Origin of the sequence: Rhodoluna sp. (assembly GCF_024639375.1) — a bacterium.
Taxonomy (GTDB): Bacteria; Actinomycetota; Actinomycetes; order Actinomycetales; family Microbacteriaceae; genus Rhodoluna.
This window is the reverse complement of record NZ_JAHEIM010000003.1, coordinates 37,343-54,609: the sequence shown is the minus strand read 5'-3', so window position 1 is coordinate 54,609 and position 17,267 is coordinate 37,343. Positions and strand designations below refer to the sequence as shown.

General features: G+C 51.9%; 17 protein-coding genes and 1 tRNA gene. 6 read left to right on the top strand and 12 right to left on the bottom strand.

The window, feature by feature from the left end:
* The first annotated feature begins 1 nt into the window (after position 1).
* Positions 2-640: a VTT domain-containing protein gene (locus Q0L28_RS01815; RefSeq protein ID WP_296630784.1), complete on the top strand. Its 639-nt coding sequence runs from the start codon at positions 2-4 to the stop codon at positions 638-640.
* Here the strand turns inward: Q0L28_RS01815 and rdgB are convergent.
* From rdgB to Q0L28_RS01770, 9 genes are all read right to left on the bottom strand, one after another.
* Entirely contained in the window at positions 637-1,215 is a 579-nt protein-coding gene (gene rdgB, locus Q0L28_RS01810; RefSeq protein ID WP_296630900.1) for an RdgB/HAM1 family non-canonical purine NTP pyrophosphatase, read from the bottom strand. The genes Q0L28_RS01815 and rdgB overlap by 4 nt on opposite strands.
* Positions 1,212-1,946, bottom strand: coding sequence for a ribonuclease PH (gene rph, locus Q0L28_RS01805; RefSeq protein WP_296630780.1), 735 nt, complete (start codon positions 1,944-1,946; stop codon positions 1,212-1,214). The genes rdgB and rph overlap by 4 nt, the downstream gene beginning before the upstream one ends.
* A complete protein-coding gene (gene murI, locus Q0L28_RS01800) occupies positions 1,943-2,746 on the bottom strand; it encodes a glutamate racemase (protein ID WP_296630779.1) in 804 nt (267 codons plus the stop codon). The genes rph and murI overlap by 4 nt, the downstream gene beginning before the upstream one ends.
* A 59-nt stretch (positions 2,747-2,805) precedes the next feature.
* Complete coding sequence (locus tag Q0L28_RS01795) at positions 2,806-3,081, bottom strand: DUF3039 domain-containing protein (protein ID WP_296630777.1); 276 nt, start codon at positions 3,079-3,081, stop codon at positions 2,806-2,808.
* 13 nt (positions 3,082-3,094) lie between these two features.
* Positions 3,095-4,312, bottom strand: a complete 1,218-nt coding sequence (locus tag Q0L28_RS01790) for a trypsin-like peptidase domain-containing protein (RefSeq protein ID WP_296630775.1) — start codon at positions 4,310-4,312, stop codon at positions 3,095-3,097.
* A gap of 88 nt (positions 4,313-4,400) precedes the next feature.
* A complete protein-coding gene (locus Q0L28_RS01785) occupies positions 4,401-5,417 on the bottom strand; it encodes a PKD domain-containing protein (RefSeq protein WP_296630772.1) in 1,017 nt (338 codons plus the stop codon).
* Between the two features lie 120 nt (positions 5,418-5,537).
* Positions 5,538-5,614: transfer RNA gene (locus Q0L28_RS01780), tRNA-Met, on the bottom strand.
* A 44-nt stretch (positions 5,615-5,658) separates the two neighbouring features.
* Positions 5,659-8,526 carry a UPF0182 family protein gene (locus tag Q0L28_RS01775; protein WP_296630769.1) on the bottom strand — a complete coding sequence of 956 codons (2,868 nt, stop codon included), beginning with the start codon at positions 8,524-8,526 and terminating at the stop codon, positions 5,659-5,661.
* A 14-nt stretch (positions 8,527-8,540) separates the two neighbouring features.
* A complete protein-coding gene (locus Q0L28_RS01770; RefSeq protein ID WP_296630766.1) occupies positions 8,541-9,638 on the bottom strand; it encodes a S16 family serine protease in 1,098 nt (365 codons plus the stop codon).
* Between the two features lie 72 nt (positions 9,639-9,710).
* On the opposite strand from Q0L28_RS01770, the gene Q0L28_RS01765 reads away from it, so the two are divergent.
* Together Q0L28_RS01765 and Q0L28_RS01760 are read left to right on the top strand one after the other, a co-directional pair.
* Positions 9,711-10,952 (top strand): zinc-dependent metalloprotease, encoded by a 1,242-nt coding sequence (locus Q0L28_RS01765; RefSeq protein ID WP_296630764.1) that lies wholly within the window; start codon positions 9,711-9,713, stop codon positions 10,950-10,952.
* A 52-nt stretch (positions 10,953-11,004) separates the two neighbouring features.
* Entirely contained in the window at positions 11,005-12,039 is a 1,035-nt protein-coding gene (locus tag Q0L28_RS01760) for a hypothetical protein (RefSeq protein ID WP_296630761.1), read from the top strand.
* A 13-nt stretch (positions 12,040-12,052) separates the two neighbouring features.
* Here the strand turns inward: Q0L28_RS01760 and Q0L28_RS01755 are convergent, their stop codons facing one another.
* Together Q0L28_RS01755 and nudC are read right to left on the bottom strand one after the other, a co-directional pair.
* A complete protein-coding gene (locus tag Q0L28_RS01755) occupies positions 12,053-13,732 on the bottom strand; it encodes an ATP-dependent helicase (protein WP_296630759.1) in 1,680 nt (559 codons plus the stop codon).
* The gene (nudC, locus tag Q0L28_RS01750) at positions 13,733-14,695 is read right to left on the bottom strand and encodes an NAD(+) diphosphatase (protein ID WP_296630757.1); all 963 of its coding nucleotides are present in this window, start codon (positions 14,693-14,695) and stop codon (positions 13,733-13,735) included.
* Between the two features lie 69 nt (positions 14,696-14,764).
* Between nudC and Q0L28_RS01745 the strand changes: the two genes are divergently transcribed.
* The 3 genes from Q0L28_RS01745 to Q0L28_RS01735 are packed head-to-tail and all read left to right on the top strand — an operon-like array spanning position 14,765 to position 16,418.
* Positions 14,765-15,880, top strand: coding sequence for a phosphotransferase (locus Q0L28_RS01745; protein WP_296630755.1), 1,116 nt, complete (start codon positions 14,765-14,767; stop codon positions 15,878-15,880).
* A gap of 44 nt (positions 15,881-15,924) precedes the next feature.
* Positions 15,925-16,149 (top strand): DUF3107 domain-containing protein, encoded by a 225-nt coding sequence (locus Q0L28_RS01740; protein WP_296630751.1) that lies wholly within the window; start codon positions 15,925-15,927, stop codon positions 16,147-16,149.
* Positions 16,149-16,418, top strand: a complete 270-nt coding sequence (locus tag Q0L28_RS01735) for a hypothetical protein (RefSeq protein ID WP_296630748.1) — start codon at positions 16,149-16,151, stop codon at positions 16,416-16,418. The genes Q0L28_RS01740 and Q0L28_RS01735 overlap by 1 nt, the downstream gene beginning before the upstream one ends.
* A gap of 10 nt (positions 16,419-16,428) precedes the next feature.
* Here the strand turns inward: Q0L28_RS01735 and Q0L28_RS01730 are convergent, their stop codons facing one another.
* On the bottom strand, positions 16,429-17,238 hold the full coding sequence (locus tag Q0L28_RS01730) for a ferritin-like fold-containing protein (RefSeq protein WP_296630746.1): 810 nt from the start codon (positions 17,236-17,238) through the stop codon (positions 16,429-16,431).
* Positions 17,239-17,267: the final 29 nt, after the last annotated feature.

The following is a 17,267-nucleotide window of genomic DNA, read 5'->3' as shown; positions in this document are numbered from 1 at the left end:
CATGTTTGGAATAGATTGGCTGCGGCCTGAAACACTAATCGCATCATTCGGCGCTTTCGCAATGATTGGCGTTTGCGCCATCGTATTTATTGAGACCGGTCTGCTGGTGGGCTTCTTCCTGCCCGGCGACTCGCTGCTATTTGTTGCAGGCCTCATGGTTTCCGCCGGCGCAATTCAAATTCCAATTTGGTTAGCTTGCGTGCTGATTTCTCTCGCCGCCTGGGCTGGCGACCAAACCGGATACTGGATCGGCCGTCGCGTTGGCCCGGCGATCTTTAATAAATCTGACTCGCGTTTCTTCAGCCAAGAGAACGTTTCGCGCACCAACTCATTTTTTGAGCGCTACGGTTCACGCGCGATTATCCTGGCCCACTTTGTGCCGGTAATGCGCACCTTCGTGCCGGTGGCTGCTGGCATTGGCCAGATGTCTTATCGCAAGTTTTTGAAGTACAACGTGATTGGCGTGCTTGGTTGGGGCTCAGGCGTTACCCTGCTGGGCTACTTTTTGGGCAAGGTTCCGTTCGTTGCCGAACACGTTGAATATTTCACCCTCGGATTTGTTGTGGTCTCAAGCATTCCGATTGCGATTGAAATCATTCGTACTCGTCGCCAGCAGAAGACCGAATCGCTAATCGACTAAAGAGTGCTTAGGTAGCTGCACAGTTGCTCAAGCGCCAACGATCGGTGGCTAATTGAGTTTTTTACCTCAGGGTCTAGCTCGGCGGCTGTAACTTCAAAACCTTCTGGAATGAAAATTGGGTCGTATCCGAAGCCTTTGAGGCCATCCTCTTCAGTGGCTACTCGCCCAGGCCAAATTCCTGTGAATGAAATTTCGTTTTCAGAATCTACATAGGCGATGGTGCACACAAACGAAGCACCCCTATTTTCTTCGGCCATGTCAGCAATTTGAGCCAGCAATAATTGACGGTTTGCCGCGGCATCTCGGCCGCCAGCCCAACGGGCACTAAAAATTCCAGGTGAACCGCCAAGCACTTCTACTGCTATGCCTGAATCGTCAGCAATTGAAGGCAATCCGGTGTGCGCAAATGCAGCACGCGCTTTGATCAAGGCATTTTCTAAAAAGCTGGTGCCATCTTCGATTGGCTCTGGGCCGTCGTAGCCAATCAGTTCAACATAGGGCACTGCAGCGCTAATGATTGCGCCGAGTTCTTGAATTTTGTGTTGGTTGTGCGAGGCAAGCACCAGTTGCATTATTTTGCAGCCTCGAGCGATGCACTCTGGATGTTGGTCAATTCGGTGGTGCCCTTGAGAGCCAGATCAAGCAACAGGTTTAGCTCATCACGATCGAATGGCACACCTTCTGCGGTGCCCTGAACTTCGACGAACTTTCCGCTTCCGGTGACCACAACATTCATGTCTGTGTGAGCGCGAACATCTTCTGTGTAAGCAAGGTCAAGAAATGGCACTCCATCGATGATGCCAACTGAAACTGCAGCAACGCTGTCGCTCAGTGGTTTTGCTTTAGCAGGAATTAGTTTCTTTTCGCGAGCCCAAGTAATTGCATCGACAAGTGCAATGTATGCGCCAGTGATTGCCGCTGTGCGAGTGCCACCATCAGCCTGCAAAACATCACAGTCAATCACGATGGTGTTTTCGCCAAGTTCGCGAACGTCAACGATTGCGCGCAAACTGCGACCAATCAATCGAGAAATTTCGTGAGTGCGTCCCCCGATTTTGCCTTTGACTGCTTCCCGGTCGTTGCGATCGTGGGTAGCGCGAGGAAGCATTGCATATTCTGCAGTGACCCAACCTTCGCCTTTGCCAACCTTCCAACGTGGCACACCAGAGGTGAAAGACGCGGTGCACAAAACTTTGGTGCCGCCAAAAGAAATTAGCGCCGAGCCTTCGGCGTGAGCGCTCCAGCCTCGTTCGATTGTGATTTCACGCAATTGGTCGGCCGTGCGGCCATCTTGACGAAGGGTCATGAGAGTGCTTCTACTTTCGTAACTTCAGGCCCCAAGAATCTGCGGGCTAATTTCTCGAATGACTCGACGTCACCGGTGGCTTTGAATTTTAGAGTTGGTGGCGTGGTTGCGGTGCGCAACAAATTGTGCGCTACCAATGTGCGATAAACATCTTTAGCGGTTTCCTCTGCGGATGACACCAGAGTTACGTCTTCACCCATCACATAAGAAATGGCGCCGGTGAGCAACGGATAGTGCGTGCAACCCAAAACCAATGTGTCCACACCAGAATCGCGAATTGGGCCGAGATATTTTTCGGCATCTGCCAAAAGCTGCGGCCCCGAGGTGATGCCCTGCTCAACAAAATCGACGAACGATGGGCACGCTGCGCTAACAATTTGCAGATCGACTGCCGCAGCGAATGCGTCGTCATAGGCACGCGAAGTAATTGTTGCGTTGGTGCCGATGACACCAACTTTTTGATTGCGAGTTGCTGCCACCGCTCGGCGAACGGCGGGCTGAATTACTTCAACCACGGGAATGCCACGGCCCACCGTGTAGCGCTCTCGAGCATCGCGCAAAACTGCTGCCGATGCTGAGTTGCAGGCAATGACCAAAATCTTGACGCCTTCATCAACAAGTCGATCCATCACGGCAAGCGCAAGTTCGCGAACTTCAGGAATGGTCTTTGGGCCGTATGGGCTGTTGGCGGTATCGCCAACGTAAATGATGGATTCGTTAGGCAGCTGGTCGATGATCGCGCGAGCTACGGTTAGCCCGCCAACTCCCGAGTCAAAAATGCCAATTGGCGCGTCATTCACGTTTGAAAGTCTACCTTTGGCGATTTAAACCAGTGGCATTGCCCCGGATGCTGGCGCCGCTATTGATTTGTGCTCTTTGGGTCTTCCGGACGAAGGCCCTCATAAATTTCTTTGCAGGTTGGGCACACCGGAAACTTTTGTGGGTCTCGGCCCGGCACCCAGGTCTTGCCGCAGAGGGCAATTACTGGAGTGCCAAGAACCGCAGACTCAACAATTTTTTCTTTGCGAACATAGTGCGAATACCGCTCGTGATCGCCCGGTTCAACATTTTGAATTTGCTCTTCGAGCAGGGTGGAACCGCTGGTTTGACCGCCAAGTTCGTCTCGATCACTCATTCAAAACCACCTACTAAATATTTGCTGCGTCACCCAAGACTACTTCGATGGTCACACTCTTGCCATCGCGAAGAAGTTCTACAGTGGCCTTGGCGCCAGCCGGTTCAACTCGCACCGCAGAGGTCAACTCGCTAGCCGAGTTAATTGCCTGCCCGTTGAACTTCACGATGATGTCGCCAACCTTGATGCCAGCTTTTTCGGCAGCGCCACCGGCAGTCAATTCTTTAACTTCGGCACCAACGCTGAAGCTTGAAGCGCTCGCGTTGTCAGACCAGTCGGTAACGCCAGCACCCAAGAGTGCGTGGCTCGCTTTTCCAGTCTTCATAATTTCGTTTGCAATACGCTGCGCAACATCCGAGGGAATTGCAAAACCAACGCCGATGCTGCCAGAGCTGCTGCCTGAGCCGGCTGAAGCAATTGCCACGTTGATGCCAACTAGCTCGCCCTTGTCATTTACCAGCGCACCGCCAGAGTTGCCCGGGTTGATGGCTGCGTCGGTTTGAATCACTCGCAAATTAACTGCGGTGCCCGAACCGCTAAATAACTGAAGTCCGCCGCCTGAAGATGAATTCTCTGGCACCGCCGATGAGGCAACTTGAATGGTGCGGTTCAGAGCCGAGACGATTCCTTCGGTCACGGTGTTGGCCAAACCAAGTGGTGCACCAATCGCAACAACCTTGTCGCCCACGTTCAATTTGTCTGAATCGGCAAACTTGATTGGAGTGAATTTAACTGGCGCCTCAACCTTTAGAACCGCAAGGTCGTTAATCGCATCGGTGCCAACTACTGTGGCCGGGTAAACGCGGCCGTCATAGGTCTTCACCTGCACGGTTACCTGCGATGACTGGCCCTCGAGAGTGACCACGTGGTTGTTGGTTAGCAAGTAACCGTCGGCAGTTAGAAAAACACCAGAGCCGTTACCTGCACCCGATGAGCTGGCAACATTTACCGTTGCGGTTGATGGGGCTGCTGTTGCGGCTGCGCCCGTCACCCAGGTGACTGAGTCAGCATTGTTGACTACCACCGCTGCAGGCTGGGTCCAAAGGTTGTAAACCGTCACGCCGACACCCGCACCTACACCAGCGCCGATAACTGCACCAAGGGTCACGGCGGCAGTGCCGGTTAGAAAAGTGGTCTTCTTGGCAAGGCGCTCTTTAAGGCTCGGGCGCTTCTTTTCAAGAACTGGAATTGGGGCAACTTCAAATACAAATTGGTGGTTGTAATCGTTCAATTCAATGGCCTTTCAAGCTCAACTTGTGCGATCAGAATGTCAAGCAAGCCTGAATAGTTTATGTAACCCGGCTGAAAACTAACTGAAACTAAAAACCACAGCCAAAACTGTTTGGGCGTTGGATGCAATCACTGCCCACCAATGCCACTCGGCCACCACCAACGAGTGCGGGTTCCTCCCCCGCCTGCACAATGGTGCCAACCTCGCCGTCGCCTAGAGCCGTTGCTACCTTGATGTTTAAGTTGGCCAACATCGAGATGGTTCCCGATTCATTTACCCAGGATGTCTGCCCAACGAATCGGTAAGAAACCGCATAAACCACTCGGGCGTTGACTCGATAATTGCCCTCGCTGGCGAAGGCATGCTGCACCTGCAGGCCTGAACTAGTGGTGCCGTCATCAAAATTCCAGGTGAGTGAAACAGGGGTGAACATCACCTCGGCAGATTTGCCCAGAATTTTGCCGACCCTAAAGTGCGCCAAAGCATCGGCGTTGAAAACCAACGGCACCTGCGGTTCGGTTTGGTTAGTTGGCCACACCGAAGCACTTACGGCGGTTGGGGTGAACCCCGCTGATTCGTTTTGGCTAGCTGCGGCCGAAGGAATGACCGTGGATGTAACTTTTGTGGCGGTCGAGGATACGGTCTTGGTTTTGGTCACTACTCTCGCAACGGCAGGCGTCACAACAGTTTTGGTTTTTACTTTCACAGCAGGCTTAGCAATTTGAAACGGCAGCACTCGTTTTGGTGCGCTGGTTGCCGGCCGCAAAAACTTGGGCAGGACCACGGGTTTAGCTGCAGCTTTTGTTGCTGAAACTGTGACAACAGACTTGGTTTTTGCTGGCGTATGGCTAACCACCGAAGTTGTGTTTTTTGAAGTGTTTTTGACGGGAGTTTTAACCTCTGACTTGCGCGCCGGTGCGACGCTTTGGGTGGATGCACATATCGTCACACTGTCGCCGTCGACCTGCGAGCCATAAGCAAAGCCAGTGTTGCCGCCTCCAGAATTTCGACAGCCTGCCCAGCTTGGTTCAGGCGCAAAAATAAACATTGTGACCAGCAGCGATGAAGCAAGAATCGCGGTGTTGCGAAATCGGTCTCTATACATAGTTTGCAGGCTAGGCAGGCGCCGACATTTTTACCCAAGTTTTCCACAGCCCAAATTGGGCAGGCGAAACAACCTTGTTAAAGCGAAATCCCAGTCTCAATCGAGACTGGGATTTTCACTTGGTTGCGGGGGCAGGATTTGAACCTACGACCTCCGGGTTATGAGCCCGGCGAGCTACCGAACTGCTCCACCCCGCGGCGAAGTTCCAAGTGTAGCACGCCAAAGTGTGGTGCTGCCAGCCTTATTTGCTGGCAGCAATAGCTGCGTCGATTGCCTTCTTTAAAGCAGCCTCCGCCTTTCCATAAGCACTCCAGTCTCCAGCTGCCATTGCTGCTTGTTTTGCAACCAGGGCAAGACGTGCAACTTCGAGTGCATTGGCGAGTGCCGCATTAGAGCCGGTGCTTGGTGTGGATGGCGTGCCCGGGGTGGTCGGCGTGACCGGCGTAGTTGAACCACCAGTTGAATCACCAGCGTTGGCACCAGAGTTACCGCCAAACAATGCGTCGAGAGCTTCATCCAAAGTGTCTTCGAATGCGATCTTGTCACCAAAGGCCACGAGAACTTTCTTCAACAATGGAAAACTGGTTTCGCCAAGCGACTGAATGTAGACCGGCTGCACATAAAGCAACCCGCCACCAATTGGCAAAGTCAGGAGGTTGCCGTTGAGCACCTTGGTTGAACCCTGACGCAAAATGTTTAGCAATCGCGAAACCTCTGCGTCGGCGCTAAACGAGTTTTGCACCTGACCCGGGCCAGGCACGATGGTGCTTGAAGGCAGTGCCAGCAAACGCAACTTTCCATACTCCGCGGATACCTTGCCAGCGACCGAACCGGCATCGGAATCAGCAACCAGATAACCCTTCAAGACGCTTCGACTCGAGGCGCCAGTTGAGCGAGGAATAAAAGTTGAGTAAAGCGAGAACGCTGGTCGGCTGGTTCCTGGAACCTGCATGCTCAAGTAATACGGCGGCTGCAATGAGCCAGCGCCTGAGGTGGTTGCCGAAACCGGATCGTTTGGTGTCATCCAGGCATCTTCTTGAGAGTAGAACGAACCAGGGTCACTCACGTGATACGTGCCCAAGATTGCGCGCTGCAACTTGAACATGTCTGCTGGGTAGCGAACGTGACTCAACAACTCACCAGACATCTCTGAAACTGGCAACAAAGTGTTTGGGAAAATCTTCGACCAGGTTTTTAGAATTGGGTCCTTGTCATCCCAGGCATACAACTTGACGCTGCCGTCATAGGCATCGACAGTGGCCTTGACCGAGTTGCGAATGTAGTTGATTGAGCCGCGAGTAGAACCGGTGGTTGTGCTGGTGTCCGAAATAGCGTCGCCAAGATTCTCGGCACGTGAGTACGGGTAGTTTGCCGAGGTTGTGTAACCGTCAACAATCCAAACCACACGACCATCAACCACCGCTGGGTAGCTGTCTCGGTCAAGGGTTAAGTATGGTGCCACTGCTTGCACGCGTTCAAGTGGGCTGCGCTGATACAAGATCTGAGAGTTGTTATTCACTGCGTCAGAAAGCAAAATCTGTTCGCTCTGGAACTTCAACGCATAGGCAAGGCGCGAGAAGATGTTGTCAAGCTTTGGCCCACCGTTGCCGTTGAAAGTTGTGTAGGTCTGATCTGCTTCACCGTCGCCGGCTGGGTAATCCAACTCACGTGACGCAGCGCCATCGGCTGAACCAACAATTGAATAGGTTGGTGAGTTTTCACCAAAGTAAATGCGAGGTTCATACTTGCCGAGCAAACCGTTTGACGGAATTCCCTTTTGCAAGAACACCGGTTGACCTTCAACCGAACGCTGGTTTCCATAGGCCGCAACCACACCGTATCCGTGGGTATAAACAATGACGTTGTTGTACCAAGATTGTGAGCTGCCCAAACCTGATTGATCAAGTTCGCGCACCGCAACCACGGTGTCTTGGGTCTTGCCATCAATTGTGTAGCGGTCGACATCAAGGTGCGCGGCGAAGTTGTAGTACTGCTTGTATTGCTCAAGTTGTTTAAAAGATGCGCTCACCAAGGCAGGGTCAATAATGCGAATGCTTGCGGTGGTTTCGGCGTCTTTGCGCAAGGCACCTGCGTTTGCATCGGTTGTGGCTTGGTAGTCGGTGGTTTCAACTTTGTCGAGACCGTAGGCCACACGAGTTGCCTCAATGTTGCGAGTGATGAATTCCGCTTCAAGCGTGCGCTCATTTGGAACCACCTGAAAAGTCTGAATAATCCACGGATAAATTCCACCCAAAACGATTGAGCTCACCACCATCAGTGCGGTTCCCATCACCGACAAACGCCAACGACCAACCACTGCGGTAACCAAGAAGAGCACGGCCACCACAAGAGCAATCAGAGCCATGATTTGAAAACCCGGGATAGTTGCGTTGACATCGCTATAGGTTGCGCCGGTGTAAAGACCCGAGGCGCTGGTCATAGTTGAGAACTGGTCAAGCCAAAGGCTCGCAGCCTGAACAGCCAAGTAAATTGCTGCGATTGTTGCAATTTGAATTCGTGCCGGCTTGGTGATTTTGCTGTTGCGACCAGCGAACTTGATGTTGCCATAGATCAGGTGCACAGAGGTTGATACCAAACCTGCTAGCAGAACGATTGCCGACAAATAGGTGACTGCCGCACTCAAAAATGGCAACTCAAAAAGATAAAACGAAACGTCGAGACCAAATTGCGGGTCCTTGGTTCCTGCCGGTGTGCGGTTAAGCCACATCAGAACAATTGGCCAACGGCTAAGTGCAGCCACACCGCCAAAAATGCCGAGCAAGATTGGCAAACCAATTTTGATGACTTTGCGCAAACGCTCTAGCAGTTCACGGTAGCTGGCGAAAGCATCCCCTTCATCTGGGAATTTCAAATAGATTGGGCGACTGCGATATGCCAAGTTGTAGCTCACGCTGGTGATCAAAGCCATGGCCGAACCGGCAATCAAAAATAGCGCCACCTGCGCGATCACCTGAGTGGTGAACACTTGACCAAAGCCAAGCTGGTTAAACCAGAGCACGTCGGTGTACACGCCGCTAGCTGCAAGCAGGGCAATACCTAGAACAACGATGATTCCAATGGCAATAGAAAATGGCGTTGGCTTTTGCATGTTTCTCCTGGTTTTTATTTGGTGCAGGTTGGCAGGCTAGACAAATCTTTAGCCTCACCAATTGTTTTTACGATGTTGATTGCTTCAGAAAAGGTTGAAACCTTAAAAACCTTTAGACCACTCGGAATATTGCCAACTACCTCGTTGCAATTTTCAGACGGCGCAAGAAAATAGCTGGCTCCAGCATTTTGGGCACCATACATTTTTTGGCGAATGCCACCAATAGGGCCAACGTTGCCAGTTGAAGTGATGGTTCCGGTGCCCGCAATAAAACGAGCGCCGGTTAGTGCGCCGGGTGTGAGTTTGTCATAAATGCCAAGGGCAAACATCATGCCGCCCGAAGGGCCACCAACATCGGCAAGATGCAAATTCACATTGATTGGGAATTCGTATTTGTAGCCAACGGTCACACCCATTCGCCAAGCGCCCGAATCATCTTTAACCGGGTCAATCAAAAGTTTTAGTGGTAGACCAGCTCGAATAATTGAAATCTCTAGCGCATTTTTACCGTCATATTTATTTACTTCGGCGCGCAGCTCATCGATGTTTTTTACTTTTACACCGTTTACGGCATTGACGTAATCGGCACCAACAAACTTTCCACTGGCCGGAGACTTTTTGGCAACTTCGCTTACATAAATAAACCAAGGAACCTTATAACCAAGCTGAGTGAGTGCAGCGGCGATTGCTTCTTGCTGCGAGATCTCCATCATCGCGCTGCTCTCGAGTTCAGCCTGCTTTGTGGTTTGGTTCGCCGGGAAAATCTCCTCGAGTGGAATCACACTCTTGGCTGGATCTAGCCAAGCGTTGAAAACCTCAGCCCAATTTGGAGTTTGTTCGCGATTACCAACTACCGAAACGGTGAGCAAATCTAGGTGCCCGGTGGTTGCATAAGTAGGTGCATCGGGAATCTCGATTACGGCAGTGCCATCCGAAGCGCCTAAAACGTTAAAGGTTGGGCCCGGTTGTTCAATCACGTAACCGGTTGGCAAATAGAAAGCCGCCAATAGACCGAAAGCTGCAACGACTAGAAAACCCAGCCCTGCGAAACGACGCGATTTGCCCTTTGTTGCCGACTGCTCGTGGCCACGGGGGTAGTCAAAGAAACTCAATGACGCCCTCTCTAAATTCGATGGAATGCTTCAAGCCTAAACGCGATTATCTTTATCAGGTAAGGACTAGGCATGAGCGACGACAATAAAGTGCCCGAGGGCATGAATCCCGAGGATTTTGAGCGTTTTGCCGCCCTTTTTGAGCAGGCTCGAGCCGCAATGGCAGCCATGCCCGCAAACCTAACCACCGGCGTCAATTGGCAGCTGGCCACCGGTCAAGCTCGCAATCTTGCTGCCCAAGGCGCCGCTGCCGTGAGTGAAGGTTCTAGACAGGCCATTCAAAGTGCCGAAAACATCGGCTCGCTGTGGCTAAATAACGCGACTGCTTTTTCTGAGTTGACCACCGAAGCCAAGTTGCTTACCCGCGAACTTTGGGTGGCCGATGCCATGCCACTAATTCAAGCTTTGGCTGAGCCGGTAGCCAATCGCATGAGCGCTGCCCTATCTGAGCACCTCGAACAAAACGTGCCCGAAGAGCTAAGCGCAATGCTGGGCAACGCCAGCGCACTGATGCGAAGTGCCGGCGGAACATTATTTGCCATGCAACTCGGGCAGGCGCTCGGAAAACTTTCTGCCGAGGTGCTTTCAGGCGGAGACATTGGCTTGCCGCTGTTTAAAGATCAACGTGCAGCCTTTGTGCCTCAGAATCTTGAAGAATTTATCGCTGGGCTAGATGTTGAAAAAGATCAGGCATTTATTTATCTGGTGATTCGCGAAATGGCCCACGTGCGTTTGTTTAAACACAGCAAGTGGTTGCGCGAGGCAGTGATTACACAAATCACAAAATATGCTGCGGATATTTCGATCGACAACACACGCATTAGTGAATTTGCCGAAGACTTTGACCCAAACAACACCGAACAAATTCAGCAGGCTTTGGAATCAGGTTCATTCATCGCTGAGCGCTCTGAAGATCAGAAAGCGGCGCTGGCGAATATCGAAACCACACTGGCCCTGATTGAAGGTTGGGTTGATGTGGTGACTGAAGACGCCACGAAACTGTTGCCGCGTGCCGCCGCAATTGCCGAGGCGGTTCGTCGCCGCCGTGCAACCGGTGGGCCAGCAGAACAAACCTTTGGCACTTTGGTTGGACTAGAACTTCGACCTCGTCGCTTGCGTGAAGCCAGTGCAATGTGGCGGGCAATTGGCGCAGAGGTTGGCATCGAAATGCGTGATTCACTTTGGGATCACCCTGACGTGATGCCTGGCGCTGCAGACATTGCCGACCCTTCAAGGTTGATTGCAAAATTGCGTGGCGAAAATAACCAACCCGATGAGTTCGACCAAGCACTGCGCGATCTTCTCGGTGAGTAACCATATGTGCATAACTTGAGCACTGCGTTGCTCACTGCCCAAACATTGGGGCATGGTTTATCGAATCAATCCAAGTCATCAAGCTCTTTGGCGCGACCCGCACACTCTGCAGCTGGGTCTAGGCAGTAACAAAGTTTTATTGCGCAAATTATCTGCCGCTCAAGAACGGCTAGTAGCGGCACTTTATCAAGGCATAGCCGATCAACAGTTGGGCTTGGTTAGCAACCAACTGGGTCTTGCGGAATCAGAATCGAAATCGCTGATTGCTGACCTAGAAGAGTTGCTGCTACAAGAGTCGCCTAAACCCAACAGCAAGTTGCAACTCAGTGCTGACTTTATTAGTTCCGCCTATTCCGAAATAATCAAAAGCAGTTTGCTGCACTCGGTTGATGGCGAGGCCGTGCTGCTAGAGCGGCAACATCGTCGGGTGCAAATTGAAAATCTTGAGAAGACTGGCCTTTCACTTAGTCTTGGGCTTGCCGCCGCGGGTGTTGGGCAACTCTGCACAATCGACAATCAAAAAGTGCAAAGCGCAGATCTTGGGCCAAGCGGTTATCCGAGCCAGTTGGCAGGTCGCACTCGGGGTGATGCGCTGCACGCAATTCTTGATGCCTCGCCAAATCAAACCAAGATCAGCCACGAAACCACTGAAAAGCAAGTAGCAAAATTGGATTTTGCCGTACTTATCGCAAATCAAGCCTTGCCAACTAAACGCTATGAGCAGCTGATGAAACACAGCGTTCCCCATCTAGCAATCACGTTTGATTCACAGGGCGCATGGGTGTCACCCACTATCGTGCCTGGCAAAACCGCTTGCCTAAAGTGCCTAGATCTATCAAAAACAGAAGCCGATGAAAAATGGCCGGCGCTTGCCAGTCAACTTGCAACCAGCACTAAACGTTTCGACGACACGGCAAGCCAACTTTTTGCGGCTGGTCTGGCATTGCAAAAAACCTTGACTCAGCTTGATCGAGTTGGTGGGTTTGAACTAACCCAAGAAGAAACCACCGGATACCGGCTGGCAAATTCAACGGGTGAGGTGAGCGAATTTCAGTGGCCTGCAAATAAGGCCTGCGATTGTTTTTAGTTTGCGTTGCGAATTAAATTCGCGGTTGCAACATTGCAAAGAAGCGAGACGGTTCGCGCTCGCGAGTTGAGTTGGCATCGGCGCGCGACCACGAAAGAGTCAACTCTTTGCGTGCTCGTGTGATTGCAACATAAAGCAGTCTTTGCTCTTCACGAAGTTCGGCTTCGGTTTTGGCGTAGCTGATAGGCAGGTACCCCTCAGTCAACCCGATGATGAAAACGTAATCCCACTCCAAGCCCTTGGCCGCGTGAATGGTCGAAAGGGTGACGGCGGCCTTCACAGGTTCATGTTGTGAACGCTGGCGCTCTTCCAGTTCCTTGGCCATGTCTGCCAGAGTTGCCTCGGTTTGCATTTCTTCAGTGATAGCAAGCAGTGAATTCAAAGACTCCCACTTTTCACGATTGCTACCCGGTTCGGTTGGCTGCTGCATCTGCCATCCCAAGCTGCGGCAAATTTCGGCAACCAACTCAAACAAACTTTTTTCACTCGGCACAACGGCGGCGGCACGAATGGCGCGAATCGCATTTTGAATTTCTGGTCGATTAAAGAACCGCTCACCTCCGCGCACCTGATAGTCGATGCCCTGTGCAGCCAATGCATTCTCAACCAGTTCAGATTGCCCGTTGATTCGGTAAAGCACGGCGATGTCGCTTGGCTTTACTCTTTGATCGATTTTTGCTCGGATGGCAGAGGCCACCGAATTGACTTCATCGGCAGTAGTGGCAAACGAAAGTGTGCGCGGCGCTAAACCAACGGCGTTGGCAGACTGCAGCGGGTCAACCACCGAACTCTGCGCAGTTAGGCGATTAGCAAAGCTAACGATTTGCCCAGTGGAGCGATAGTTGGTGGTTAACTGCACCACTGTTGCATCTGCGAATCGAGTTGCAAAATTTTGCAGATATTCACTGGTTGCACCGGTGAACGAATAAATCGTTTGGTTTGGGTCGCCAACCACACACAAATCTGAGTGGCTGCCCAACCAGGCATCGAGCAACGCGTGCTGCAGTGGCGAAATATCCTGGTACTCGTCTACTGTGAAAAATCGATATTGCTGTTGCACGTGTGCCAGCGCGCGTGGCTCGGCACGAAGTAATCCGAGGGTCAAAATCAAGACGTCTTCCCAGTCAATCTTTTGAGCCTTTGCCTTTGCAGCCTCGTAGCCTTCTTGAATCTCAAGATTTTTTGCAACACTCAAGCCGGCAATCTTTGGACGGTCTGCAGCTACACCTGCATAAGACTCCATGCTCAACATCGAGTACTTGCGCCATTCAATTTCGGCCGCGATGTCCCGCAATGCGCCCGAGTCGAGTCGAATCTTCAACCCATCGGCAACCAGCGAGATTAGTCGCGCCTTTGATTCCAACACTGCGGGGGCCGGCACTCCGGCAAATTGCGGCCAAAAGAATTCAAGCTGTGACAGTGCAGCAGCGTGAAAGGTTTTTACCGACACCGCACCCACACCAAGTTGACGAAGTCGCGCACGCAACTCCCCTGCTGCACGGTTCGTATAAGTAAGTGCAAGCACGCGATTGGCAGCAAAATAACCCTTGGCAATTCCATAGGCAATGCGGTGAGTAACGGTGCGAGTTTTTCCGGTGCCCGCACCAGCAAGAATGCAGGTTGGCCCAACTAAAGACTCAGCGGCAAGGCGCTGCTCAGGATCTAAATTTTCGAGCAGATCTTCTGGTTCCACTTATTGCAATTCGAGTTCGGTGGCAGAAACGATTTCTGCGCCATACCAGTGTTCAATTAGCGAGCGAGAAATTGTCATGCGTCCAGGCAAAAGCAGATCGGCACATTCGGCGGCGATTTCTTCGCGGCTAAACCAACGCAACTTTTCAATCTCGAAGCCATCGGGCAGCAAATCCTGCTGTGCATGCTTCGGATCAATGCGGGCGGTGAAGCCAACCATCAGCGAATAAGGGAAAGGCCAAGCCTGGCTGCCCAAGTAAACCGGATCAATTACGTGCACGCCAGCTTCTTCGTGCATTTCGCGAATCACAGCTGCAGTGAGTGACTCGCCCGGCTCAACGAAGCCCGCCAAAATTGACCAGTGGTTTGACTTCCAAGTTCCCTGCGAACCCAGAAGAATGCGATCTTGGTCATCAATCACCGAAACGATGATTGCCGGATCTGTGCGCGGAAATAATTCGTGGCCATCGACCGAACACTCGCGAACCCAACCAGCTTGCTTAACAGTTGTGGTTGAACCACAGCGCGGGCAGAATTTGTGCGTTGCGTGCCAGTTGGCCAAGGCCAAAGACTGAGCAAATAAACCTGAGTCTCTATCGCTTAGCCCGGCGCCAGTGCGGCGCAGTTGATGCCACTCCTCTTTATGAGCAAGTTCAAACGCCTGCGCTTCATCCAAAATTGCCAGAATCACGGGGCTTCCCAATGGCAAGTCGGCGGAGTCATCCGAGGTTTTGCCAAGGTAAACCAGTTGTTGCCATTCGGGCACATCGGCAGGTTCAAAAAGTCTCAACTGTGGCTGCGGTTGATCAACAGCGCCCACCAGCAAAACCTGACTGTCATAAATAGGCATCACGCGTGCATTTGGGTTTGCGAAAAGTTCGGCGAAAACCTCGTCACGTGTTCTGGTGAGGTAGTCCCGGTCAATAGCGGCACGCGCCAAAGGCAGCACAAGAGGTTGATTCATGATGGCTCTCTGTCTAGATTCGCGTGGCGATGCAGGGTGAAAGTTGGGTTTCTATCTAACCTGAATGTCATGGCTAAATCTCCCTTGATTTTAGCGGCGCTGGCAAAAGCTGCAGTTCCGCAATATGACTTCACCCAGGTAAAGGGCCTCTCGGCCGAAGGCTCGGCGGCATTTGACACCGCCCTGCTCACTTCAACCACTGGCGAGCACTACATCATTCGCATCGCCAACACCCAGGCGGCTGGCGCCGAGCAAGAAGTAGAACTGCGGGCACTCAAGGCTTTTGGCATCACAGACCGCATGAGATTGCCATTCAAAATCACCAACCTGATTGGTGAGACCAAGGATGACCGAGGCAATCGCGCCCTAGTTTTCGAATTTATCTATGGCAACCCAATTGACATCAATTCAGTGGGTGCCGACAGCCACTTCTCTAACAGCATCGCCAAGTCGATTGCGGCCATTCACAACCTGAGCAAACTTGTGGTTGAAGATGCTCACCTTGCGGCCTACGAACCGGCCGATGTGGTGCGCAACCGAATCGCAGAGCTAGATCGCATCGCTGCCGCTGGCAAGGTTCCTTCGATTTTGCTTTCACGCTGGGAGGCAGCTCTCGAAGACAGCAGCCTGTTCCGTTTTCAACCAACCGTGATTCACGGTTCGCTAAACGGCGACTCGATGTTGGCTCTCGACAACGAGGTAACCGGTGTTCTTGGTTGGAGCACACTCAAGATTTCTGACCCGGCCGAGGATTTTGCTTGGATTCTGGCAACCGGCATCCACGAACTGAGCGACAGCGTCATCGACGTTTATCGCCAGCACCACATCGCGGTAGACCCTGGATTCAGACAGCGCGCCACGCTTTACAGCGAACTTGAATTGGCTCGCTGGTTGATGCACGGCATCAATAAAAAAGACCACGAAATTATTGACGATGCCGTCGCCATGCTCGAGGTGCTTGCCGAGGATGTCGCGACTGGCGCCGTTGGTCGCCTAACTGCGGCTCCGATTTCAGTAATCAACACTTTCGAACCAGAAGTAATCGAATTTGAAGTTGAAGAAACTGAGTTTGAAATCATCGATCTAAACGCCGACGATGCTGGCGTTGGAACTGGCGCTGGCTATGAAAGCGATGCCACTCGCCCAATCGAACTGCCACAGAAATCAGAGAACGAGCTCTTTTAGGGCTCTTTGGTTGCCGTAATCTAAAGGTATAAAGAAAGGTCGGCATGGACGTCAGAATCGGCATTCGCAACAGCCCACGTGAAATCAGTTTTGAATCAGCTCAGTCTGCATCTGAGGTAGAGGCTCTTGTGGCTTCATGCCTAGAAGCCGGCAGCAAGGTTCTTAAATTGGTTGACAACAAGGGTCGCAAATTTGTAGTGCCTACCGATGCCCTTGCCTATGTTGAAATTGGCGCAGAAGAAACTCGCCGAGTTGGATTTATTGCCTAATGGACTTCATCTCACTACTTAATTTGGCATTTATTGTCATCTACGCACTAATCCTCGGATTGGTTGCGCCTTATGTTGGCGTAAAGAGTGAAAAGTATGGCTCATTTGTGCCAACCGCTTTGGCCGCAGTTGCCGGCAGCATCATTTGGATTATTTTGACCTGGGCTGGTTTTCACTACGACGAAGCCTGGATCTGGATCATCGTGATGTTGGCAATGCCAGCGGCACTCTGGTTTGGTGCAAAGCGCATCGACAAGATTCGCGCTTAGTTAAATCTGCTTAGGCAGTTAACCCAACTGCATCCATGCGCATTGTGTGGGCGCCGATGAGCTCAGTCACCAGTGGCTCGAGCTTTGAATAAGAAGCCAAGTTAACTTCGCGCTCCTGCTCAACGGTTAGCTTCTTGCTCTTAGCAATGCCCGCGAGTTTGCGGTTATCAAATGCAGCACGCAACTCAAGCAGCACATCTCCCATTAGGCGACGACCCCAAAGAGCAAGTCGGTGTGACAGCGTTGGGTCTTCTGCCATCGACTCAATGAGCACACGCTTGGCAAAGACTTCAAACTTTTTGTCACCGAGAGCTTTTTCAACATCGGCACGCGTGATTGGGTCCAGGCCAATCGCAAGTCGGCGATAGAAGTCATCGAGCAGACCAGCCACCAAATAAACCTTGATCAAACTTTCGAACCAGTCGATGCCATTGGTGCGAGAGTGAAAAGTTTCGATGCGCTCCACGTATGGGTCCATTGCATCGGTTGGATCGATGCCCAATGCAGCAATCTTCTTGCTGATTGCGCGATATTTTTCAAAGCTTTTGGCCGCGGCCTCACTGAGCTCGGCTTTGTACTGAGTGTTTGGCGAGTACTTTAGCTCGCTGGTAAGAATTTCGAATTGGCTCAACTGCAAATAGGCCAACTGGCCAAGAAAAACTTTTGGCTCTGGGGTGTAGGGCTTTAGGTCAACTGCCTCGGTATTGCGAGCAGTGCGCTCAACTCGAGCCGGAAGGCTGAGGTTGCGCGCCTGGTGGCGAAGTCGTTTAAACCAATCAAACACAGAGATAAGGATACCCGCCATCCTGAGAAGTGCCATTTTGCGATGACTAGACTGGTCAAGACATA